The sequence below is a fragment of the Streptomyces sp. NPDC004667 genome, from assembly GCF_040609475.1.
Taxonomy (GTDB): Bacteria; Actinomycetota; Actinomycetes; order Streptomycetales; family Streptomycetaceae; genus Streptomyces.
This window is the reverse complement of record NZ_JBEXKC010000054.1, coordinates 33,070-54,072: the sequence shown is the minus strand read 5'-3', so window position 1 is coordinate 54,072 and position 21,003 is coordinate 33,070. Positions and strand designations below refer to the sequence as shown.

At 73.4% G+C, this 21,003-nt stretch carries 18 protein-coding genes; 6 read left to right on the top strand and 12 right to left on the bottom strand.

From position 1 onward, the window contains the following. The 3 genes from ABZW32_RS26475 to ABZW32_RS26465 all read left to right on the top strand — a co-directional run. The coding region (locus ABZW32_RS26475; protein ID WP_356220162.1) for a PQQ-binding-like beta-propeller repeat protein at positions 1-888 on the top strand (888 nt) is incomplete at its 5' end. A gap of 112 nt (positions 889-1,000) precedes the next feature. Further along, positions 1,001-3,049 carry a TPM domain-containing protein gene (locus ABZW32_RS26470; RefSeq protein ID WP_356220174.1) on the top strand — a complete coding sequence of 683 codons (2,049 nt, stop codon included), beginning with the start codon at positions 1,001-1,003 and terminating at the stop codon, positions 3,047-3,049. 62 nt (positions 3,050-3,111) lie between these two features. Beyond that, positions 3,112-3,831, top strand: a complete 720-nt coding sequence (locus ABZW32_RS26465) for a PspA/IM30 family protein (RefSeq protein WP_356220160.1) — start codon at positions 3,112-3,114, stop codon at positions 3,829-3,831. Between the two features lie 121 nt (positions 3,832-3,952). Here ABZW32_RS26465 and ABZW32_RS26460 read toward each other — a convergent pair whose 3' ends face one another. The 8 genes from ABZW32_RS26460 to ABZW32_RS26425 all read right to left on the bottom strand — a co-directional run bounded on the left by ABZW32_RS26460 (position 3,953) and on the right by ABZW32_RS26425 (position 13,801). Continuing rightward, on the bottom strand, positions 3,953-6,529 hold the full coding sequence (locus ABZW32_RS26460) for a SpoIIE family protein phosphatase (protein ID WP_356220172.1): 2,577 nt from the start codon (positions 6,527-6,529) through the stop codon (positions 3,953-3,955). A gap of 238 nt (positions 6,530-6,767) precedes the next feature. Beyond that, positions 6,768-7,196: an ATP-binding protein gene (locus ABZW32_RS26455; RefSeq protein ID WP_356220169.1), complete on the bottom strand. Its 429-nt coding sequence runs from the start codon at positions 7,194-7,196 to the stop codon at positions 6,768-6,770. A gap of 164 nt (positions 7,197-7,360) precedes the next feature. Beyond that, positions 7,361-7,771 carry a (deoxy)nucleoside triphosphate pyrophosphohydrolase gene (locus ABZW32_RS26450; RefSeq protein ID WP_356220158.1) on the bottom strand — a complete coding sequence of 137 codons (411 nt, stop codon included), beginning with the start codon at positions 7,769-7,771 and terminating at the stop codon, positions 7,361-7,363. 27 nt (positions 7,772-7,798) lie between these two features. After that, entirely contained in the window at positions 7,799-7,993 is a 195-nt protein-coding gene (locus ABZW32_RS26445) for an SPOR domain-containing protein (RefSeq protein ID WP_266842006.1), read from the bottom strand. Between the two features lie 160 nt (positions 7,994-8,153). Beyond that, positions 8,154-9,839 carry a hypothetical protein gene (locus tag ABZW32_RS26440; RefSeq protein ID WP_356220155.1) on the bottom strand — a complete coding sequence of 562 codons (1,686 nt, stop codon included), beginning with the start codon at positions 9,837-9,839 and terminating at the stop codon, positions 8,154-8,156. A gap of 227 nt (positions 9,840-10,066) precedes the next feature. Continuing rightward, a complete protein-coding gene (locus ABZW32_RS26435; RefSeq protein ID WP_356220153.1) occupies positions 10,067-10,819 on the bottom strand; it encodes a GntR family transcriptional regulator in 753 nt (250 codons plus the stop codon). A gap of 137 nt (positions 10,820-10,956) precedes the next feature. Beyond that, entirely contained in the window at positions 10,957-12,066 is a 1,110-nt protein-coding gene (locus ABZW32_RS26430; RefSeq protein ID WP_356220150.1) for a DUF4190 domain-containing protein, read from the bottom strand. A 160-nt stretch (positions 12,067-12,226) separates the two neighbouring features. Further along, complete coding sequence (locus tag ABZW32_RS26425; protein ID WP_356220148.1) at positions 12,227-13,801, bottom strand: S8 family serine peptidase; 1,575 nt, start codon at positions 13,799-13,801, stop codon at positions 12,227-12,229. Positions 13,802-14,045: 244 nt separating this feature from the next. Between ABZW32_RS26425 and ABZW32_RS26420 the strand changes: the two genes are divergently transcribed. The 3 genes from ABZW32_RS26420 (at position 14,046) to ABZW32_RS26410 (ending at position 17,060) form a co-directional block, all read left to right on the top strand. Beyond that, a complete protein-coding gene (locus tag ABZW32_RS26420) occupies positions 14,046-15,158 on the top strand; it encodes a threonine synthase (RefSeq protein WP_356220145.1) in 1,113 nt (370 codons plus the stop codon). Positions 15,159-15,261: 103 nt separating this feature from the next. Continuing rightward, positions 15,262-16,080 (top strand): isocitrate lyase/phosphoenolpyruvate mutase family protein, encoded by an 819-nt coding sequence (locus ABZW32_RS26415; protein ID WP_356220143.1) that lies wholly within the window; start codon positions 15,262-15,264, stop codon positions 16,078-16,080. 44 nt (positions 16,081-16,124) lie between these two features. Continuing rightward, the gene (locus ABZW32_RS26410) at positions 16,125-17,060 is read left to right on the top strand and encodes an EamA family transporter (RefSeq protein ID WP_356220140.1); all 936 of its coding nucleotides are present in this window, start codon (positions 16,125-16,127) and stop codon (positions 17,058-17,060) included. A 54-nt stretch (positions 17,061-17,114) separates the two neighbouring features. On the opposite strand, the gene ABZW32_RS26405 is transcribed toward ABZW32_RS26410, so the two are convergent. The 4 genes from ABZW32_RS26405 to ABZW32_RS26390 all read right to left on the bottom strand — a co-directional run bounded on the left by ABZW32_RS26405 (position 17,115) and on the right by ABZW32_RS26390 (position 20,934). Then, positions 17,115-17,903, bottom strand: coding sequence for a trypsin-like serine protease (locus ABZW32_RS26405; RefSeq protein WP_356220139.1), 789 nt, complete (start codon positions 17,901-17,903; stop codon positions 17,115-17,117). After that, on the bottom strand, positions 17,900-18,946 hold the full coding sequence (locus ABZW32_RS26400) for an alpha/beta hydrolase-fold protein (protein WP_356220136.1): 1,047 nt from the start codon (positions 18,944-18,946) through the stop codon (positions 17,900-17,902). Before ABZW32_RS26400 ends, ABZW32_RS26405 begins: the two co-directional genes overlap by 4 nt. A 269-nt stretch (positions 18,947-19,215) precedes the next feature. Continuing rightward, a complete protein-coding gene (locus ABZW32_RS26395; RefSeq protein ID WP_356220166.1) occupies positions 19,216-20,346 on the bottom strand; it encodes an alpha/beta hydrolase-fold protein in 1,131 nt (376 codons plus the stop codon). Positions 20,347-20,496: 150 nt separating this feature from the next. Further along, a complete protein-coding gene (locus ABZW32_RS26390; RefSeq protein WP_356220134.1) occupies positions 20,497-20,934 on the bottom strand; it encodes a MarR family transcriptional regulator in 438 nt (145 codons plus the stop codon). Positions 20,935-21,003: the final 69 nt, after the last annotated feature.

The window sequence follows — 21,003 nt, the reverse complement described above, 5'->3', positions numbered from 1 at the left end:
GCGGTGGTTCAGAGTGTCAGCGAGTTGGAGGAGGGCGATCGCCCGTCCGGTGTCCTTGACGTAGGTGAGGTCGAGCCCGTCGTCGGCGAAGGCCGACCCTCGGACGGGCGGGTGCGCTGGTGGCGGGAGCTGGACCGGGCCCGCCCGGGTGCGCCCCTCACCCTGACGGGAGCGCTGGTGCTGTGGGCGTCGGAGGGCGAGCTGACCGCCCTGGACAAGGCGTCGGGTGAGCCGGTCTGGCGGCATCCGCTGGCGGGCGACGGCCCGCGCACGGTGACGGTGGCGGGCGAGTGCCTGGTCCTCGGCGACGGTCGGCAGCTGCGGGCCCTGCACCTGCCGAGCGGGGTGCCCCTGTGGTCCTGGCCCCGCGGGTACGGGTCCGGGGGCGGCGGCCGGGCGGTGCCGGACGTGGCGGCGGGGGCGGTGCCCGTGCTGGACGGGGGTGTCGTGCGCGCCCTGGACCGGCGCAAGGGCTACGAGCTGTGGCGCTTCGACCCGGGCGCGCCGGCGGCCCGGCTGCTGTCCGCGGACGGGGTGGTGTACGTGGCCGCCCACCGCGCGGAGCAGGGCTGGGACGTGGTGTTCGCGCTGGACGCGGAGACGGGCGCGGTGCGCTGGCAGCGGCCGGTGACCCGGCACGACGGGCCGGACTGCGCGCTCGAACTGCTCGGCGTGCGGCGGGGCGTGCTCCACGTGAGGTCGCTGCGCGGCGGACGCCGCGGCCTGCTGGGCCGTACGGCGCCACCGTTCGTGACGGGCCTGGACCTGGACGGGGGCAAGCCCCGCTGGCAGTGGGACCACGCCGCGCTCGCCGGCCGGCGGCCGGCCCTGACCGCCGACACGTTGGCCCTGCCCCTCCCGGAGTTGACGGGGGTCGCCCTCCCGTAGGCTCCGGGTGCGTGGGTACGTAAGCCCCCATACCCTCCCAAATGTGACTGCGTCGAGAACACGCGCTACCGCCGGGATATCCGTACGGACCGGGCTGGCCCTCGCCGCCGCGCTGCTGGCGTTCGGCGGGTGGGGGGTGGCCGGGGCGCCGCCCGCCCGGGCCGAGGATCCCGTCACCCTGTCCGCGCAGGGGCAGATCACCGACCGCGTGGGGGCGCTGGGCGACCGGAAGCCCGCCGTCACGGCGGCGCTGGACAAGTTGTACGCCGACCACCGGATCCAGCTGTTCGTCGCGTACGTGGACGATTTCTCCGGCCGCTCCGCCCAGAGCTGGGCGGACGCCACCGCGCAGAAGAACGGACTCGGCCAGAACGACGTGCTGCTGGCGGTGGCCACGGGCGCCCGCCAGGTCGCCTATTCGGCAGATGTGGACTCCGGTTTCACGCCGGAGCAGCTGGCTGAGGTCGCCCGCACCGCCATCGAGCCCGCCCTGAGGCAGAACGACTGGGCGGGCGCGGCCATCGGTGCCGCCAACGGCTACGGCGCGGTGCTCGGCGGGCAGCCCGTCCCGGTGCCGACGATCACGCCCGGCGAGCCGGACCCCGGCGGCGGGCAGGGCGGCGGGAGCGGGGTGGGGGACTTCGTGCTGCCGGTGGTCGTCGTCGGCGCGGCCGGGGCCCTGGGGGTGTACGCGTACACCCGCCGCAAGCGCGGTGGGGGCGGCGGACGCGGTACGACGACCGCCCATCCGGGGTGGGACGGCGCCAGGGCGGAGCCGACGCCGCTGCCGGAGCTGGACGGGCGGGCCAAGAAGCTGCTGGTGGAGACCGATGACGCGGTCCGCACCAGCACCGAGGAACTGGGTTTCGCCACGGCCCAGTTCGGCGAGGAGGCGGTGGCGGCCTTCACCGGGGCCGTCGAGTACGCCAAGGACGAGCTGACCCACGCCTTCCGGCTGCGCCAGCAGCTGGACGACGCCTACCCGGAGGACGACGCCACGCGGCGGCGGATGCTGGAGGAGATCGTGGCGCGCTGCACGGAGGCGAACCGGCGGCTCGACGCGGAGTCGGCGGACTTCGACCAGCTGCGGGACCTGGAGAGGAACGCCCCGCAGGCCCTGGCCGCGGTGGAGGCGCGGTACGGCGCGCTGAGCGGGCGGACCACAACCGCCGGGGCGACCCTGACGGCGCTGGCGGGCCGCTACGCGGACTCCGCGTCGGCGCCGGTCGCCTCCAACGCCGCACAGGCCGAGGACCGGCTGCTGTTCGCGACCACCCATCTCGGCGAGGCGCGGACGGCGGTCGGCGCCGGGGACAACGGCAGGGCGGCCGTGCACGTGCGGGCGGCGGAGGGCGCGGTGGACCAGGCGGCGACCCTGGTGGACGCGGTCGAGCGGCGGGCCCGGGAGCTGGCGGAGGCGGCCGGGAAGCTGCCGGTCGCCCTGACCGGGACGGAGGGCGACCTCGCCGACGCCCGCGGGCTGCTCACGGGCACCGCGCAGGGTTCCTCGACGGGCGACCTGCGGGGCCGGATCGGCCGGGCCGAGTCCGTCCTGGCCGATGTGCGCCGGGAGGAGGCGGCGGGCCGCTACGACCCGATCGACGCCCTGCGCCGGATCGAGGAGGCCGACGCGGCCCTGGACGAGGCGCTGGCCGGGGCGCGCGAGCGGGAGAGCGGGCGGCAGCGGGCGGCGGCCCTGCTGGACCAGGCCCTGCTGTCGGCCCGCAGTGCGATCGGCGCGGCGACGGACTACGTCACCACCAGCCGGGGCGCGGTCGGCAGCCGGGCCCGCACCCGGCTGGCGGAGGCGCAGCGGCACCTGGAGCGGTCGGCGTCCCTGGCCGGCCAGGACCCGGCGGGCGCCCTCGCGGAGGCGCAGCGTGCGGACTCCCTGGCACGGGAGGCGCAGCAGCTGGCGGAGCAGGACGTACGGGCCTACCGGAACCCGTACGCCGACGGGCGCTCCGGCGGCGGCCGGGGCGGGGCGGTGCTCGGCGGGATCATCCTCGGCGAGATCCTCCGCGGCGGCGGGGGCTTCGGGGGCGGGCGGGGCGGCGGTTTCGGGGGCGGGGGCTTCGGGGGCGGGGGCGGCGGCAGCGGCCCCGGTTCGTTCGGCGGGGGCGGCACCCGGGGCCGGATGGGCGGTGGCGGCCGCTTCTGAACCCGCGTGGCGGCGGACGCAGGACACAGACCCCTCACAGTTCCCGTCAGGAGAGACCCGTCATGAGCAAGCAGACCATCCTCGGCCGTGTCACCCAGCTCGCGAGGGCCAACATCAACGCCCTGCTGGACCAGGCGGAGGATCCGCAGAAGATGCTCGACCAGCTGATCCGCGACTACTCGAACAACATCTCGGAGGCCGAACAGGCGGTGGCGACCACCATCGGCAACCTGCGGATGCTGGAGGCCGACCACAAGGAGGACGTGGAGGCCGCGGCCGAGTGGGGCGTCAAGGCCCTCGCTGCCAGCCGGAAGGCGGACGAACTGCGGGCGGCGGGGTCCGCGGCGGACGCCGACCGGTTCGACAACCTCGCGAAGGTGGCCCTCGGCCGGCAGTTGCAGTCGGAGAAGGAGGCACGGACGGCGGAGCCGGTGATCGCCGCCCAGACGGAGGTGGTGGACAAGCTCAGGGCGGGCCTGGACGCGATGAAGGGCAAGCTGACGGAGCTCCAGGCCAAGCGGGACGAGTTGGTGGCGCGGGCCAGGACCGCCCGGGCGCAGAACACGATGCTGGACGCGGTCAAGAACATCGACCTCATGGACCCGACCAGCGACCTCAACCGCTTCGAGGAGAAGGTCCGCCGCGAGGAGGCCATGGCGATGGGCAAGCAGGAGCTGGCCGCCTCCTCCCTGGACGCCCAGTTCGAATCGCTGGAGGACCTGGGCCGGACCTCGGAGGTGGAGGCCCGCCTCGCCGCGCTCAAGGCCGGCGGGGCGGCGTAGTCCCGGGCGCCGGCACGGCCCGGCGAGGCGGGCGTCCGTCGCGTCGGCCGTCGGCCCGACGGCCGGGCCCTCTCCTCGCGGCCCGGCGGCCGGGCGCCCCGGGGGGCGCCCGGCGCGCGGGTCAGCCGTACATGCTCAGCAGCTGCTCCGCCGAGAGTTCGGTGACCGTCTCGCCCGGCGCTCCGGGCATGGGGAGGGGGAGTTCGAACCAGACCGTCTTCCCTCGGTGGGTGCGGCGGGTGCCCCAGCCCGCGGAGAGGAGGCCGACGAGCTGGAGGCCGCGGCCGCCCTCGTCGGTGTCCCGGGCCCGGCGGCGGCGGGGCTGGGCCAGGTTCGCGTCCCACACCTCGCACACCAGGGTCCGGTCCAGCAGCAGGCGCAGCCGGATCTCGCCCTCCCCGTACCGCAGGGCGTTCGTCACCAGCTCGCTGACCAGCAGCTCCGTGGTGTCGAGCAGACCCTCCAGGCCCCAGGCCGGCAGCTTCGCGCGGGCCAGTTCCCGGGCCCGGCCCACCGAGCGGGCCTCGCGCGGCAGCTGCCAGTCGCCGACCGCGTCCACCGGCAGCCCCTGCACCCGCGCCATCAGCAGGGCGATGTCGTCCTCCCCGTGCCGGGTGTGCAGGGTGTTCAGGACGTGGTCGCAGATCTCCTCCAGGGGCCGGGCCGGATCCGCGACCGCGTCCCGCAGCCCGCGCAGCCCCTCCTCCAGGGGGTGGTCGCGGGACTCCACGAGCCCGTCCGTGTACAGGGCGAGCAGCGCCCCCTCGGGGAGTTCCACCTCGACCTCCTCGAAGGGTTCGCCGCCCACCCCGAGCGGCATCCCGGTCGGGATCTCCAGCAGCAGGCCGGGGCGCGGCGGCCCGCCCTGCTCGGCCGGTTCGACCAGCACGGGCGGCATGTGGCCCGCGTTGGCGATGGTGCAGCGCCGGGTCACCGGGTCGTAGACGGCGTACACGCAGGTGGCGAGGTACACCTCGGAGCGGTCGGCGTCGCGCGTGTGCAGGGCGGCGCGCGAGGCCTGCTGGGAGCCGCCCCCGGTGGCGCCCCCGTGGGCGCCGAGGCCGCGGGCCACCTCGTCGAGGGCGGTGAGGACCTCCGCCGGCTCCAGGTCCAGCAGCGCCAGGGTCCGTACGGCCGTGCGCAGTTCGCCCATGGCGACGGCGGCCCGCAGTCCGCGTCCCATCACGTCGCCGACGACCAGCGCCGTGCGGTGCCCGGGGAGTTCGATGACGTCGAACCAGTCGCCGCCGACCTCGGTGGCCGCGTTCCCCGGCAGGTAGCGGCAGGCGATGTCCAGTCCGGCCGCCTCCGGGTCGCCGGGGGGCAGCAGGCTGCGCTGCAGTATCAGGGCCCGCTCGTGCTCGCGCCGGTAGAGGCGGGCGTTGTCGATGCAGACGGCGGCGCGCGCGGCCAGTTCCACCGCGACGGCCCGGTCCCGTTCGCCGAAGGGCTCGCTGCCCTTCGTGCGGGAGAACTGGGCGAGGCCCACCACCGTGTCGTGGGCGACCATCGGGACGATCAGCGTGGACTGCACGAGCCCGTCCGGCGCGCCCCCCTCGATCAGCCGGGGGCGCGCCGTGCGCAGGGCCAGTGCCCCGGGCGACGCCGCCGGATAGCGGTGGGTCTCCCCTACGGAGACCAGCGGGCCGGGCCCCGACAGCGGGGCGTCGGACACGGCGGAGGCGAAGGCCACCCGCCGCAGCGGCGCGGACGGGGCCCGGCCGGCCCCCTGGCCGGGCAGGGAGGGCACCCCGGGGCCCTGTGGTCGGGCGGGCCGGTCGTCGTCGCCGATCAGGAGTCCTTCGTAGAGGTCGACGGCGGCCAGGTCGCAGAAGCCGGGGACGGTGACGTCGAGGAGTTCGCGGGCGGTGGTCTCCAGGTCGAGGGAGTTCCCGATCCGGTGCCCGGCCTCGTTGAGCAGGGCGAGGTTGCGCCGTACCCCGGCGGCCTCGCGGGCGGCGAGGTGGCGGCGGGTGACGTCGGTGCCGAGGCCGGCGATACCGATCGGACGGCCGGTGCCGCCGTGCACGCGGTAGAGGTTGATGGACCAGTGCCGGTGGTCCCGGCTGCCCGGGGCCGCGCCGCTGATCCGCAGGTCGGTCACGGACTCGCCGGTCTCCAGCACCCGGCGCAGGGCCTCGGTCATCTTGTCGGCCTCGTGCGGCGGCAGGTAGTCGTGCACGGTCCGGCCGCGGTGCTCCTCCACCGCCCCGCCGAAGACGGTCGCGAAGCGGCGGTTGGCGCGCTGCACGGTCAGGTCCGTGCCGAAGAGCAGGAACCCGAAAGGAGATTGGCCGAATATGGCCTGCGAGGCGGCGAGATCGGATTCGATGCGCCGCAGTGCGCGCACGTCGACGACGACGCACAGCGCGGCCCGTTCGGCGGTCTCGGTCTGGGTCGGCATCACGTAGATCTCGGCCACACCGTGCTCGCCGTCACCGCCCGGGATACGGAAGGGGACCAGGCCGGTCCACTCCTTGCCGTCGAGGATCTCCGCGACCTTGCGGTGTCCGCCGGCGCGCAGCTCCGGCGGCATGAAGGCGTCCACCGGATCACGCCCCACCGCCTGGGCCGCGGCGAGCCCGAACAGCTCTTCCGCGCGCAGACTCCACTGATCGATGAGCCCGTCGGGCCCGATCGAGAAAGATGCGACCTTTATGTAGTCATATATCGAGCCAGGCGGGCTGCTGTGCCACAGGGAGTCGTGCCACGTCTCCCCGGGCACGCGGGCCTGATGTGCCTGCGCAGGTATCTCGCTCACGCGACCGTCCCCTCCAGCTCACCGCAACCGGACCGGCCATGACCGAAGTATTCAGCACCACGGCCCCGTACGGCACGGCGTTCACGATCACAAAAGGGTCCCGTTGTTTTCCGGCCACGCCCGGTGGGTCTTCACCGGACGTCCACCGGGAGACCCCCTGCCGCCCTTCACCTTGTTACTCACCAGGAAGAGCCAACTCGAACCACACGGTTTTGCCCGACTTCCCGTGACGGGTTCCCCAGCGCTGCGCCGAGACGGCGACCAGATGCAGTCCGCGCCCGCCCTCGTCGTCCGGCCGCGCGACCCGTTCGCGGGGCGGATCCGGAAGCGGATCGGAAACCTCCACCAACAGGGCGGGACCTCCGGCCAGACCGGGGGTGGCGGGACCGCGCCGCACCAGACGGACCCCGATGGGACCGGAGGCGTAGCGCAGGGAGTTGGTCACCAGCTCGCTGACCAGCAGGACGGTCACGTCGCCCACGGAATCCAGCCCCCAGGAGCGAAGGGTGCCGCGCACGGCGTGGCGGGCGGTGCGGACGGCACCGGGCTCGGCGGGAAAGGCCCACTCGGCGCATTCACCGTCTGTGTCGATCACGCCGATCACTTCCCGGGCCACCAACGACCCCAGTCCGGTTCGTCGGGGACGAAAGGGGGACGAGATAGGGACTAATAGCGACATACCCCTTATTTGGGGCGCCGTACCACCCGATCCCGCCCGATCCCTCCGGCACCGGCGCACTGTGGCGCAGACGGCCTACAGCGTGCGCTTCATGCGCCCCGGTGCGCCCCGTCGCGCAGCCGCCGGCCCGCTTCGGCGACGGCCGGGCGGTCCTGCTCGAGCCAGTCCACCGAGTCCAGCTCGTGCGGCCCGAGCCAGCGCAGCTCGTCGTGGTCCTCCAGCGGCTCGGGTTCCCCCGAGAGCAGCCGTGCCGTCCACACGTGCAGGACGAGCCCCGGTCTCACCGGCCACTCCCCCGGAATCCGCTCCACCGCCTCGGTCTCGACACCGAGCTCCTCGCGGAGTTCGCGCACCAGCGCCTCGGGGACGGACTCGCCGGGCTCGGTCTTCCCGCCCGGGAGCTCCCACCGGCCCGCGACCTCGGGGGGCGCACTGCGCCGGGCGGCCAGCAGGCGCCCGTCATGACAAAGGGCTCCGCCCACAACCACACGTACGGTCATGGGCGGAGCCTATGCCAGCGCCGACTGTCAGTTCATCGTGGCAGTCTGGCTGCCCTGTTCGATCCGCTCGACCCAGTAGAGCTGCTTGTGTCCCCGGTCGTCGAGGCTGTCGACGACCTTCTGGGCCTCGGCCCGGGTGGGGTACCGGCCCACCCGGTAGCGGTTGCCGTTGTCGTCCTGACGTATGACCAGCCATGGGAGCAGGGCACCGCTGTCGTTCATCGCGCTTCACCCTCCGCCGATGTACATGCCCAGGAAACCGCATTGCGCATATGCCGGAGCTTACGCCCGACCTTTACTCAGCGGATACGGTTTTTCACAAAGAGGTACCTAGGGGGCGTACGCATCCGGCCAGGCGTACGAGCGGGCCGTGCGCGCCGGTTCAGACCGGGCGCACCGAGGGTGTCGGCAGGGCCACCGGGCCGGCTCCCGGCCCCTTGCGGCAGACGTCCCCGCAGGTCGCGTCGAGGGAACAGCACAGCGAGCAGACCGGCCCCGACCACGCGGGGCAGTCGGCGATGTCCGGGAGCTCGTACGCCGTCTCGCACACGGCGCAGGTGTGGGTGGCGGTGACGTCCGCGACCTCCGCGTCCGGGCCGCCCACGGTGTTCGGCCTGGCCAGGTAGTACTTCCCGCCCGTCGCCCAGGCGATCAACGGGCACAGGAGCAGGGCGAGTCCGGCGGCGATGAAGGTGGAGAAGGCCTCGGCGTAGGTGCCGAAGAGGCCCGAGAAGGCGAGGATCGAGACGGTGGAGGCGATCACCATCGCGCCGAAACCCGCCGGGTTGACGGCGTAGAGATAGGCGCGCTTGAACTCGATGTAGGGCGGGCTGAGTCCGAGCCGCTTGTTGATCACGAGGTCGGCGGCCACGGCGGCGATCCAGGCGATGCCCACGTTGGAGTAGAAGCCGAGGAGCCTGCCGAGCATCGCGAACATGTCCAGCTCCATCAGCGTGAGCGCGATGGCGAGGTTGAGGAAGATGTACCAGACCCGGCCGGGGTGGCGGTGGGTCACGCGGGAGAAGAAGTTGGACCAGGAAAGCGAACCGCTGTAGGCGTTGGTGACGTTGATCTTGACCTGGGAGACGATCACGAAGAGGGCGGCGGCGGGCAGCGCGAGACCGCCGAGCCACGGGCGCAGCGCCTCGACCTGCGGGGCGATCGGCTCCAGGGCGTGGGTCTTGCCGACGGCCTCCAGGGCCGCGAACGCCAGGAAGGCTCCGCCGAGCTGCTTGGCGGCCCCGATGACCACCCACCCGGGGCCGGCCGCGAGGATCGCGAGCCGTCGGCGGCGGCGGTTGGCGGCGGTCTCGGCCGGCATGAACCGCAAGTAGTCGGCCTGTTCGCCGATCTGGGCGATGAGGGACAGGGCGATGCCCGTCCCGAAGCCGAAGCCGATCCAGGAGAAGCCGGAACCCGCCCCGTCGGTGCCTCCGAAGCGGGTGAAGGCGCCCCAGGCGCCGGGCGCCTCGAAGGCCAGGACCAGGAAGGGCAGCGCGAGCCCGATCAGCCACACGGGCTGGGTCCAGGCCTGCACCTTGGCGAGGGCGCCCATGCCCCGGAAGACGACGGGGATCACGATCAGCGTGGTGAGGAGGTACCCGAGCTGGACCGGGAGCCCGAAGGCCTGGTGCATGGCCTGGGCCATGATCGAGCCTTCGAGCGCGAAGAAGATGAACGTGAAGGAGGCGTAGATCAGGGAGGTCAGCGTCGACCCGAAGTAACCGAATCCGGCACCGCGCGTCACCAGGTCCATGTCCAGCCCGTACGTGGCGCACGCGCGGGCGATGGGGATGCCGGTCAGGAAGATCACCACGGCTGCGACCAGGATCGCGGCGGCGCCGCTGGTGAAGCCGTAGGCGAAGACGATGGAGGCGCCGATGGCGAAGTCGGCGAGGTAGGCGATCCCGCCCAGCGCGGTCCCGGCGACGGCACCGGGGCTCCAGCGGCGGAACGAGTGCGGGGCGTATCTCAGCGAGTAGTCCTCGCGGCTCTCGTCGGCGGCGAGCTTGGCGTAGCCGCGGCGCGGTCGCGTCGGTGGCGTGGACGTGAGGGCGGTGTCGGTCATACCGCCGGAAGGTAGGCCCACCGCATGACGCCCCGTCACACCCGGGCGTTGCCCGCGCGTTACGCGGCCCCGCCCGGCGTCACCACGGCGTTAACGCCGGAGGATCCGGCCCCGCCGGCGTGCGGGGCGCGGGGGGCCGGGGGCGGAGCCCGGTCCGGGCCGTGCGGCCCGGCGGAGCCCGGGGAAAGGCCCGGCGGAACCAGGGGAAAGGCCCGGCCAGGGCGGGGTCAGCGGACGGGCAGGTGGTACGAGAGGCGGTAGCGGTCCGCCGGGACGACCACGTCCGCCGTCTCCACGGCCCTCCCCGACGCGAAGTACGTCCGGCTCACGACCAGGACCACGTGCCCCGGGACGCCGCCCAGCGACATGCTCTCCTCGGCCAGGCCCGGCCGGGCGCCCACCTCCTCGACCACGTTGTCCACGACCACGTCGATCGCCGCCATCCGCTCCACCACCCCCGAGCCCCCGAGCGGCCCCTCCTCGGGCAGCATCACCGGGGTGCGGCCCGTCACGGCCAGCGGCTCCCAGGAGGTCGACAGCATCATCGCCTCGCCCGCGTCGCGGAAGACGTACCGGGTGCGCATGACGCGGTCGCCCGGTTCGATGCCCAGCCGCTTCGCGATCTCCGCCGGTGCGCCGGTCTGCTCGCTGCTGGACTCCCACGTGCCGCGCGCGCCCGCCTCGGCCTGCTCCTGCCGGAACGGGGTCGAGGCGCCGCCCGTGCGGTAGCCGGAGCGGGCCACCCGCCGCGGGACCGGCTGTTCGCGCACGTACGTACCGGATCCGGAGCGGCCTTCGACCAGCCCCTCGGCCATGAGGACCTTGCGGGCCTCCAGCGCGACCGTGTCGGAGACCCCGTACTCCTCGCGGATCCGGGCCTGCGAGGGGAGCCGGGCGTGCGGGGGCAGGGACCCATCGACGATCTTCCGCCGCAGATCCCCGGCGACGCGCAGATAGGCCGGCTGCTCACCGAAAGTCACGGGCCACTCCCATCAGGTTGACAGACAGCTACACCCTGGCAACCCACCGTTGAAGTGCGCAAGCACGGGCCAGAGTTTCACTCGAAGTGATGAAGCCTGGTCACTCAAACCCGTTACCGCGCGTTACCCACGAGGTCTCAGGCCGATTCCGACCAGGACCCGCTCCCCGAGCCCCCGTCCGAGTCTTCCGGGAACTCCTCAAGCCACTCCGGAACCCGGGTCGACAGCCCGTACGCACCCCGCAGCGCCTTCTCCGTGTCGATCGTCGTGGCCCCCAGCGCCGCGTCCCACGCCCGCTGGAACTCCTCGGCCTTCCCCGCCCGCGCGGCCCGCTGCCACTGCCCGCGCGCCGCCTCGACCTCCTTCAGCAGGGCCTGCGCCGCCGGACCCACGCCCGGCCGGGACCCGACCTCCCGGAGCAGCCCGGCCTCCGCGCCCAGCGCCCCGTCGACCTCGCGCGCCCACAACCGGTACTCCGCCAGCGCCACGCCGGGCTCGCGCCGGGGACGGTCGCCCAGCACCTGGTCGGACTCGTTCAGCACGCTCAGCAGGGCCACCTGATCGACCGTGAGCGTCCCGGAGTCCTTGCGCAGACTGCCCCGGTGCTCCCGGCCCGAGGTGCCGATCACGCACAGGAGCCCGTGGTCGCCGTCGCGCCAGGTCTCGCCCGTGGGGGCGAAGTAGACCATCTCCGCGTACGGGGGCAGCGCCCACGTGTCCATCGCGTACGCGTCCTGCGCCTTCCAGCACGCCTGCGCCGCCGCCTCCTCCAGCCGCTCCGTGCCGGGGGTGCCCGTGAGCGCGAGGGGGGCCGTGGAGGTCACCTCGGCGTCGTGCACCCGCTCGCAGCCGATGCGGTGGATCGAGGGGGCCTCGTCGAAGAGGTCGCCGCCGGGAACGTTGAAGCAGTCGCCCACGCGCAGTTCGTCCATGCCCGTCAGCTCGCCCTCGACGCGCGCCGGCTCCCACGCCGGGGCCAGCCGCCCGAGGACCGTCCCCCCGTAGCGGCCCGCGCCGAGGACGAGTACCGCCGTCATCGCCACGGAGACCACCAGGCCCACGACCGCCAGCGCCCTGCCGCGCTCCCCCTTGCGCGCGATCTGCACCAGCGCCACGGCCCCGAAGACGATGCCCAGCGGCGGCAGGCACAGCAGCCCGACCAGCAGGGAGGCGAGGGCGAACCCGTTGAGGGCCGGCCGGAACGGGCCCTGGACCACGGGGGGCTGGGGCGGGGGCGGGGTGCTCACGGGGTGAGGTGCTCCATCACGGGGAGTGCGGGGAGGGTGCGAACGAACGCGCGAAATAGTACGCAGCGGGGGCGACCGAGTGATCGGTCGCCCCCGCCGTCATCGCGCGGTCCGGCCCGTTGCCGCGCCCCTCACCGCCCGGTCGCCCGGACGGGCCGGCTCAGAACTGCAGGGCCCAGGAGTCGATCTTGCCGGTGTCGGCACCGGCGAGGTCGGCGACCCGCAGCTTCCAGACCCCGTTGGCCACCTCGGAGGAGGCGTTCACCGTGAAGGTCTGGAGGATGTCGTCCGCGCTGCCGCCCGTGCGGTTGCGCAGGTTGTAGACGGTGCCGTCGGGGGCGACGAGGTCCACCTTGAGGTCGCCGACGTACGTGTGCTTGATGTCGACCGGCACGCTCAGCGTCGCCGGGGCGTTGCCGGAGATCCCGCTGACGGTGATCGGCGACTCGACGGTGGAGTTGTCGTTGATCGCGTAGTCGGCGGTGTTCTCGAAGCGGGTGCCCGGGTTCGGCGGGGTGGTGCCGGCGCCCACGTTCAGCAGGCGGTTCGGGGAGCCCGTGCCGGGGCCGGTCACCACGTTCGGGGTGGCCGCCGCGACCAGGCCGTCACGGACCTGCGCCGGGGTGGCGGCCGGGTTCTGGGAGAGGTAGAGGGCCGCGGCGCCGACGACGTGCGGGGTGGCCATCGAGGTGCCCGAGATGGTGTTCGTGGCGGTGTCGCCGGTGCCCCACGAGGAGGTGATGGAGGAGCCGGGGGCGAAGAGGTCCAGGATGCTGCCGTAGTTGGAGTAACTGGCCTTCGCGTCCGTGTTGGTGGTGGCGCCGACGGTGATGGCCTCGGCGACGCGCGCCGGGGACTTGGTGGAGGCGTCGGTGGACTCGTTGCCCGCGGCGACGCCGTAGGTGATGCCGGAGGCGATCGAGTTGCGCACGGCGGTGTCGAGCGCGGAGTCCGCCCCGCCGCCCAGCGACATGTTGGCCACGGCGGGCTTGACCGCGTTGCGGGTCACCCAGTCGATGCCGGCGACGACCTGGGCGGTGGTGCCCGAGCCGTTGTTGTCGAGGACGCGGACGCCGACGATCTTCGCCTTCTTCGCCACGCCGTACGTGGCGCCCGCGACGGTGCCGGCCACGTGGGTGCCGTGGCCGTGGCCGTCCTGGGCGGTGTTGTCGTTGTCGATGGCGTCGTAACCGTAGGAGGCGCGGCCGGCGAGGTCCTGGTGGGTGATCCGGACACCGGTGTCGATGATGTACGCCGTCACCCCCTCGCCGGCCTTGTCCGGATAGGTGTAGCTCTGGTCGAGGGGGAGCGCGCGCTGGTCGATGCGGTCCAGGCCCCAGGACGGCGGGTTCGGCTGGGTGGCGTCCACGGTGAAGACGCGGTTCTGGACGACCGAGGTGACGGCCGGGTCGGCGGCGAGCTTCCTGGCCTGCGCCTCGGAGACCTCGACGGAGTAGCCGTTGAGGGCGGCGCTGTAGGTCCGGTCGATCCTCGCCCCGTACCGCTTGGCGAGGGCCTTGCCGCTGTCGGCGGTGGAGCGGGCCGCGGAGCCGTCGAGGGTCACGATGTAGCTGCCGGGGACGGACCCGGCGGCCCCCGCGTTCTCGATGACGCCCTGCGCGCCGCGGTCGGCCGCCGAGGCGGGTAACGCGGCGGCGGCGCCGAGCGCGAGGGCCACGACGGCTATCGCGCTGACGCCGGCGGTCTTCCGGCGGGTGTGACGCATCACGGACATGTGAGGGTCCTCCTCATAGGCGGTGCGCTGCGGGGGGTCTGTGCGGGGGTCTGCGCGGGGGGTCGAGCGGGGATCCGTAGGGCCCGTCCGAGACGGGTTTAGGCATGCTCATGACAAAGCAGTGAGCCCAACGGGCCGTCGCCTCCGAAAGGTTGACCCACCCGTGCGCCATCCCACAAGAGGACAACGGACGCGTAACATCCGTGCCATATACCGGCCATGAACGAGCAAAGGTGGTCCGCACGTGACGCACGCACTCCCTGGTTACCTTTGCCCCGAGGACGGCACGCGCGCGGACGTGCGGACCGCGCCGTGGTGCTGCCCCCTGTGCGCGGGTCCGTGGGACCTCGACTTCACGCCCGATCCGGCCGCCCCGCTGGAACCGGCGGCCGGGCCCCCCTCCCTGTGGCGGTACGCGCCCGCGCTGCCGCTGCCGGGGGCGTTCGCCGTCTCCCTCGCGGAGGGACACACTCCGCTGGTCCCGCTCGCGGAGCGGATTCACGCCAAACTCGACTACCTGATGCCGACGTTGTCCTTCAAGGACCGGGGCGCGGTGATGCTCGCCGAACTGGCCCGGCGACTGGGTCCCGAGCGGGTGATCGCGGACAGCAGCGGCAACGCGGGGACCTCGGTGGCGGCGTACTGCGCGCGGGCCGGGCTGAGTTGTGAAGTTTTCGTGCCCGAGGGCACCTCGGCGAAGAAGACGGAACAGATGCGGGCGCACGGGGCGGCCGTACGGATCGTCCCCGGCGGGCGCGAGGCCACCGCGGAGGCCGCCCGCGCCGCGGCGGACGCGCCGGGGGTCTTCTACGCGAGCCACGTCTTCAACCCCTACTTCCTGCACGGCACGAAGACGTACGCGTACGAGATCTGGGAGGCGCTCGGCGGCCGTCTGCCCGACGCCCTCGTCGTCCCGGTCGGCAACGGCACGCTGCTGCTGGGCGCGGCGCTGGCCGTGGAGGAACTGGCCCGGCGCGGGGTACGGGCGCCCGCGCTGATCGCGGTGCAGGCGCAGGCGGTGTCCCCGCTGGCGGCCGCCTTCGCGGCGGGCGCGGAGGATGCGGAGCCGGTGGCGCAGCTCCCCACCCTGGCGGAGGGCATCGCGATCCCGGCGCCGCCGCGGGCCCGGCAGATCCTGGCGGCGGTCCGCAAGTCCGGCGGGACCTTCCTGACGGTCCCGGACGACCGGCTGCGCGAAGCCCAGCGGGACCTGGCCCGGCGCGGGCTGTTCGTCGAACCGACGGCGGCGGCCTGCTGGGCCGCGGTCGGCCCCGACGCCCCGGGCGACCCGCTCCAGGGCCGCACTGCGGTCCTCCCCCTGTGCGGCGCGGGAGCGAAGACGGGGCTGGCCGCCTGACCCCGGCCGGGTCGGTGGCGGCCCGGTCGGCGGATCCGGGCGGGCGGGCGTGGGCGACGGAAATCCGCCAGCCCCCGCCCGTCCGATCTGCTGGACTGGGGTCATGACCACGACAGTCGACCTCGCCGCACGGGCCACCGCCTTCGCCCGCCTGCACACCTCCTCCGCCCCCCTCGCCCTCGCCAACGTCTGGGACGTCGCCGGCGCCCGCATCGCCTTCGCCGCCGGCGCGCCCGCCGTGGCCACCACCAGCGCGGGCGTCGCCTGGTCCCTCGGGGCGCCCGACGGCGACGCCCTCGCCCGGGACCGGGCCCTGGACCTGATCGCCCGCGTCGCCGCCGCCGTCCCCGTCCCCGTCACCGCCGACATCGAGGGCGGCTTCGGCGCCGACGCCGCCGCCGTCGGGGAGACCGTCACCGGGGTGCTGGCCGCCGGTGCGGTCGGCGTGAACATCGAGGACGGCGACCGCGCCCCCGCCGAGCACGCGGAGCGCCTGGCCGCCGCGCGCGCCGCCGCCGACGCCGCCGGGGTCCCGCTGTACGTCAACGCCCGCGTGGACACCTACCTGCGCGGGCTCGGCGCGCCGGAGGGCCGTCTGGAGGAGACCCTGACGCGGGCCACCGCCTACCTCGCCGCCGGCGCCTCCGGCATCTTCGTCCCCGGCGTCCACGACCCCGCCGTCCTCGCCGAACTGGCCAAGGGCATCGACGCCCCGCTCAACGTGCTCGCCGGTCCCGCCACCCCGCCGGTCGCCGAGCTCGGCGCGCTCGGCGTGGCCCGGGTCAGCCTCGGATCCTGGGTGGCCGAGGCCGCGTACGCCCTCGTCCGGCGCGCCACCGAGGAGCTGCTCGCCGGCGGCACCTACGGCTCCCTCGCCCACGCGCTCCCGTACGGCGAGGTGAACGCCCTGCTCAAGGGCTGAGATACCGGGAAGCGTGCAGACGGCAACGACCGTAGGATCCGGCCATGAGCACCCCGACCCCGCTGGTGGGCGAGTCCGCGGCCGCCCCGCACCGCCGGATCAACGGCGCGGTGTGGACCGCCCTCGGCCTCGTGTACGTCGTCTGGGGCTCGACGTACCTCGGCATCCGGATCGTCGTGCAGACCATGCCGCCGTTCCTGTCCGCCGGGGTGCGCTTCCTCACCGCCGCACTGGTGCTGGCCGTCGTGGTCGCCTGCCGGTACGGGCCGGGCGCACTGCGGGCGACCCGCGCGCAGATCGGCTCGGCGTTCCTGGTGGGCCTGCTGCTGGTACTGGGCGGCAACGGCCTGGTCGTACTGGCCGAGACCTCGCTGCCGTCGGGGCTGGCCGCCCTGCTGGTGGCGGCGGTGCCGATGTGGTTGGTGGTGCTGCGGGCCGCCACCGGGGACCGGCCGCCGGCGCGGACCCTGGCCGGGGTGCTGGTGGGGTTCGCGGGGCTGGTGGTGCTGACCAGCCCGGGGCTGAGCGGTGAGGTCCGACTCTCGGGGGTGCTGCTGGTGCTGGCGGCCTCCCTGCTGTGGTCGCTCGGCTCGTTCTCGGGGGCCAGGCTCCCGGCGCCGGGCAACCCCTTCACCGGCAGCGTCTACCAGATGCTCGCGGGCGGCACGGGCGGGCTCCTGGTGGGGCTGCTGCGCGGGGAGCAGCACGGCCTCGACCCGGGCACCTTCTCCACGGCCTCCTGGCTGGCGCTGGGCTACCTCGCGCTGATCGGGTCGGTCGTCGGTTTCACCGCGTACACGTGGCTGCTGCGGTCGGCGCCGCTCTCGCTGGTGTCCACGTACGCCTACGTCAATCCGGTCGTCGCGGTCGCGCTCGGTGCGCTGATCCTCGACGAGGCCCTGACCTGGCCGATCGTGCTCGGCGGGGCGATCGTGGTGGCGGGGGTCGTCGTGATCGTCAGCACGGAACGCAAGAAGTAGCGGCCCCAGGGGCGGGAAGGCCGGGCGGGAAGGCGGGCCGGGAGGGGCGTGGCGTCAGCCGCGGGCCGCCTGCTCGTAGAGGGCCTTGGCCTTCTCGTCGTAGAGCGCGGCGGTGGAGTCCACGTCCGTGTCCCCGCCGCTGAGCACCCCGATCAGCCGGCCCGGCTGCCCCGTGCCGCCCCGGTCGGCGATCCAGGGGCTGCCGCTGGTGCCCGTCCAGAAGCCCGCGCAGCTGATGTACAGCATGTCGGGGTCGTTCACGTCGTGGCGGGTCTGGGTGGTGCAGGAGACGGGTTTGTTCTGCGGGTTGTGCTCCGACTCCGGGTAGCCGACCACGGTGACGTCCCGCTCGTACCCGGAGGTCCAGTCGGGCTTCGGCGCCTCGCCCGCGCCGACCCGCTGCTGCAGGGTGCGGCCGTCCGCGTCGGGCTCGATGGTGAGGAAGGCGAAGTCGGCGGTCTCGTCGCCCCACTTCGTCCAGCGGTCGTCCACGTGGATCGAACGGACCTTCCACACACCGAGGGGCTGGGTGCCCGCGCCCTCCCCGGAGAAGGCGGGGGCGAAGGAGAGCTCGCCGATGGCGAGGCCGTCGTGGGCCACCTCGCCGACGTGTCCGTCCTCGCCGGCGGGGGCGACGCAGTGCGCGGCGGTCGCGACGACGTTGCCCCGGGGGCTGTCGACCACGCTCGCCGTGCACCAGTGCTCCCCGTTGGCCATGAGCACGCCGACGGTGGGGAAGGGATGCACCGACTGGTCGCCCGACGCCTTGAGGAACACGACGGCGCACAGCGCCGCGATCCCCGCGGCCGCGGCGGCCGACGCCCCCTTGACCACCGGGCTCATCGCACGGCGGGATCGGGAGTGGGTCCCTGCATCACCTTGCTGATCCACGCCAGGGAGCCCTCCCTCATGCCACGTACGTACGACTTCCCATTGTGCTCACCATCCTGGATCACCTGGAGGCGGGTGTGCACGGGGCCCTTGCCGTAGGTGCGCATGAAGCCCTCGGCCAGTTCCCGGCCGCTCTCCTTGGTCCCGATCTGGAAGTTCACGTAGACGTCCGGGCCGCCCTCCCTGATCAGCTTCTCGGCGAGCTTCTCGGGGTTGTTCGCGTCCATGGCCTGCCGGTTCCCCTTCCAGAGCGGGGAATCGGGGACGATGTCGACCCCGCTGGCGATGACGGCCTTGAAGCGGTCGGGGTACTTCAGCACGTCCTTGAAGGCGCCGAACCCGCCCGAGGAGGAGCCCATGAAGGCCCAGCCGTCGCGGGAGGTGAAGGTACGGAAATTGGCCTTCGCGAAATCGGGGACGTCCTCGGCCATCCAGGTGCCCATCCTGGGCTCTCCGGGGATGTCGGAGCCGTCGAAGTGGTGCTTGGTGTCGGCGTTGATCACCGGCATGACCAGGATGAAGGGCAGGCTGGTGCCGGCCTTGAAGCCGTCGATCACGGCCTGCTGGAGGCCTAGCCCCGGGCCGGTCCCCCAGTAGTTCTTGGGGTAGCCGCGCCCGCCCGGCAGGGAGATCAGCACGGGGAAGCCGCTCTTGGCGTAGCGCGGGTCGTCGTACTCCTTGGGCGCCCACACCCACACGTCGCCGGTGAAGCCGGACTTCGCCCCGGTCAGGGTGGTCATGCCGATCTGCGTGCCGTCCGGCAGCCTGCTGGTGCGCACGAAGGCGGCCTTGGGGCCGGTCGGCATCAGCACCCCCGGCCGGATGTCCTCGGCGGCGGCCGACTCCTGGATCTTCCCGAAGGACACCGGGTCGCCCAGGTCCGAGAAGAGCCCGAAGGCGTACGCCGCGCCGCCCCCGGCGGCGAGGGCGAGCGCGACCGCGCCGCCGATGAGGGCCCGGCGCAGGCGCTGGGGGCGACGGCGGCCCTCGGTCATGGGGCTGCCGTCGCCTTGATGGTCATACTGCACGGATTCGTTCCCGTTCCTTCTCCGGCGCCCTCGTTGGGCACGGGTCGGACCGATAGGTCCCCCTTACACACCTGTACAGAGGTGTGAACGACCGTAGGGGTTGCCTGGGACCGGTGCGACGTGGCGAGGGCCACGTGGCGGACGGGCGTTCGGGTGGGGCGGGCGGGCGTTCGGAGGGGACGGACGGGCGCGGTGGGGCGGGTCGGCCGGCAGCCGGCCGGCCGCGCAGCCGCCCGTCAGCCGGCCTCGGGCTTGGGACCCTTCAGCACCTTGCTGACCCACTCCAGCGAGCCTTCCTTCATGCCCCGCACGTAGTGCCAGCCGTTGTGCTCGCCGTTCTGGATGTCGCGGATGGTGGTCTTGACGGGGCCCTTGCCGTACTCGCGCACGAACTTCGCCATCCGGTCCTTGCCGGTCTCCTTGGTGCCGACCTGGAAGTTGATGTAGACCTCGGGACCGTTCGAGTCGATCAGCTTCTGGGCGAGCTTCTCCGGGTTGTTCGCGTCCATCTCGGCCTGGTGGCCCTTCCAGAGCGGGGAGTCCGGGGTGATCTCGCCGCCGCTGGCGATGACCGCCTTGAAGCGGTCCGGGTACTGCAGGACGGTCTTCATGCCCACGAAGGCGCCCGAGGAGGAGCCCATGAAGGCCCAGCCGTCCCGGGATTTGTACGTACGGAAGTTCGCGCGGACGAAGTCCGGTACGTCCTCGGCCATCCAGGTGCCCATCTTGGGCTGGCCGGGTATGTCGGCGCCGTCGTAGTAGTACTTGTTGTCCGGGTTGAGCACCGGCATGATCACGATGAACGGCAGGCTGGTGCCGGCCTCGACGCCCTCGGCTATGGCCTTCTGGAGGCCGAGGCTGCGGTCGGCCCAGTAGTTCGTCGGGAAGCCGTTGCCGCCGGGGAGGGCGATCAGGACCGGGAAGCCGCTCTTGGCGTACTTCGGGTCGTCGTACTCCTTGGGGGCCCAGACCCAGACGTCACCCTCGAAGCCGGACTTGGCGCCCGCCAGGCGGGTCTTGGCTATGACGGTGCCGTCGTCGAGCTTGGCGGTCTGCTTGAAGTCGGACTTCGGGCCGGACGGGATGAGCACGTCCGGGTCGCCGGTGGGCTTGGGCGGGGCCACCGGGGCGGGGCTCGGGGACTTCTGCCCGGAGCCGCCGGACGCCGGGGCGGGCCGGTCGGCCGCCGGGCCGAAGCTGACGGTCTCGCCGTTGCCCGAGAACCACTCGTTCTTCCAGGCGGCGAATCCCCCGCCGCCGAGGAGCAGCGCGCAGGCCACGCCCGCGCCGATCCAGATCGCGCGCCGGGAGCGGCCCCGGCCCGGCTCGGGGTCGGCGCCGGACGGCTGCTGCGGGTACTCGTGCACGGACTTCGCTCCGAACGGTCGGGGCTGCCCCGGGGCGGGGCAGAACGGCTGGACAGACATCCACTGGTCCTGATGTGCGAGTGTCCTGGAAGGTTCCGAATCCGCGCAAAACAGGGGCGGAACTTCCGGTGGCCGCGCCCGGACCCCCGGTCACTTCAGGGTGTCGAGCACCTCGGCGCAGCGTCCGAGCAGCTCCACGAGCCGCTCCCGGTCCTCGGCGGAGAGGGCCGCGGCGAGCGCCCGCTCGACCCGGACGGCGCCCTCGTCCGCCCGCTCCATCACGGCCCGGCCCTCCTCGGTGAGCCGGGTCTCCAGCACGTTGCGGTGCCACTCGTGGGGGGTCCGCTCGATGAACCCGCGCTCCTGGAGGTTCTTCAGGACCGTGTTCATGGTCGGCGGCGTGACCCCGCAGAGCCGGGACAGGGCGGCGGCGGAGATACCGGGCTTCTCGGCGAGCCAGAGCAGCGCCGCGTACTGCGGCACCGTCACGGCGGCCGGCTTGCACGCGGTGTTCTTCGCCGCGAGGAGGGCCTGCTCGGCGCGCTTGATGTGCGAGCCGATGCGCTCTCCGGGGGGCATGGACGTCATGGGGGAAATCCTACGACCCTTGCCAATCATTAGAACTCTAACTACTCTTCGAACTCACCCAACGAGAAG

Coding starts and splice junctions, on each gene's coding strand:
- ABZW32_RS26465 (WP_356220160.1), top strand. CDS start 3,112: ATGAGCAAGCAGACCATCCTCGGCCGTGTCACCCAGCTCGCGAGGGCC.
- ABZW32_RS26450 (WP_356220158.1), bottom strand. CDS start 7,771: ATGACCGTACGTGTGGTTGTGGGCGGAGCCCTTTGTCATGACGGGCGC.
- ABZW32_RS26445 (WP_266842006.1), bottom strand. CDS start 7,993: ATGAACGACAGCGGTGCCCTGCTCCCATGGCTGGTCATACGTCAGGAC.
- ABZW32_RS26440 (WP_356220155.1), bottom strand. CDS start 9,839: ATGACCGACACCGCCCTCACGTCCACGCCACCGACGCGACCGCGCCGC.
- ABZW32_RS26425 (WP_356220148.1), bottom strand. CDS start 13,801: ATGTCCGTGATGCGTCACACCCGCCGGAAGACCGCCGGCGTCAGCGCG.
- ABZW32_RS26415 (WP_356220143.1), top strand. CDS start 15,262: ATGACCACGACAGTCGACCTCGCCGCACGGGCCACCGCCTTCGCCCGC.
- ABZW32_RS26410 (WP_356220140.1), top strand. CDS start 16,125: ATGAGCACCCCGACCCCGCTGGTGGGCGAGTCCGCGGCCGCCCCGCAC.
- ABZW32_RS26405 (WP_356220139.1), bottom strand. CDS start 17,903: ATGAGCCCGGTGGTCAAGGGGGCGTCGGCCGCCGCGGCCGCGGGGATC.
- ABZW32_RS26400 (WP_356220136.1), bottom strand. CDS start 18,946: ATGACCGAGGGCCGCCGTCGCCCCCAGCGCCTGCGCCGGGCCCTCATC.
- ABZW32_RS26390 (WP_356220134.1), bottom strand. CDS start 20,934: ATGACGTCCATGCCCCCCGGAGAGCGCATCGGCTCGCACATCAAGCGC.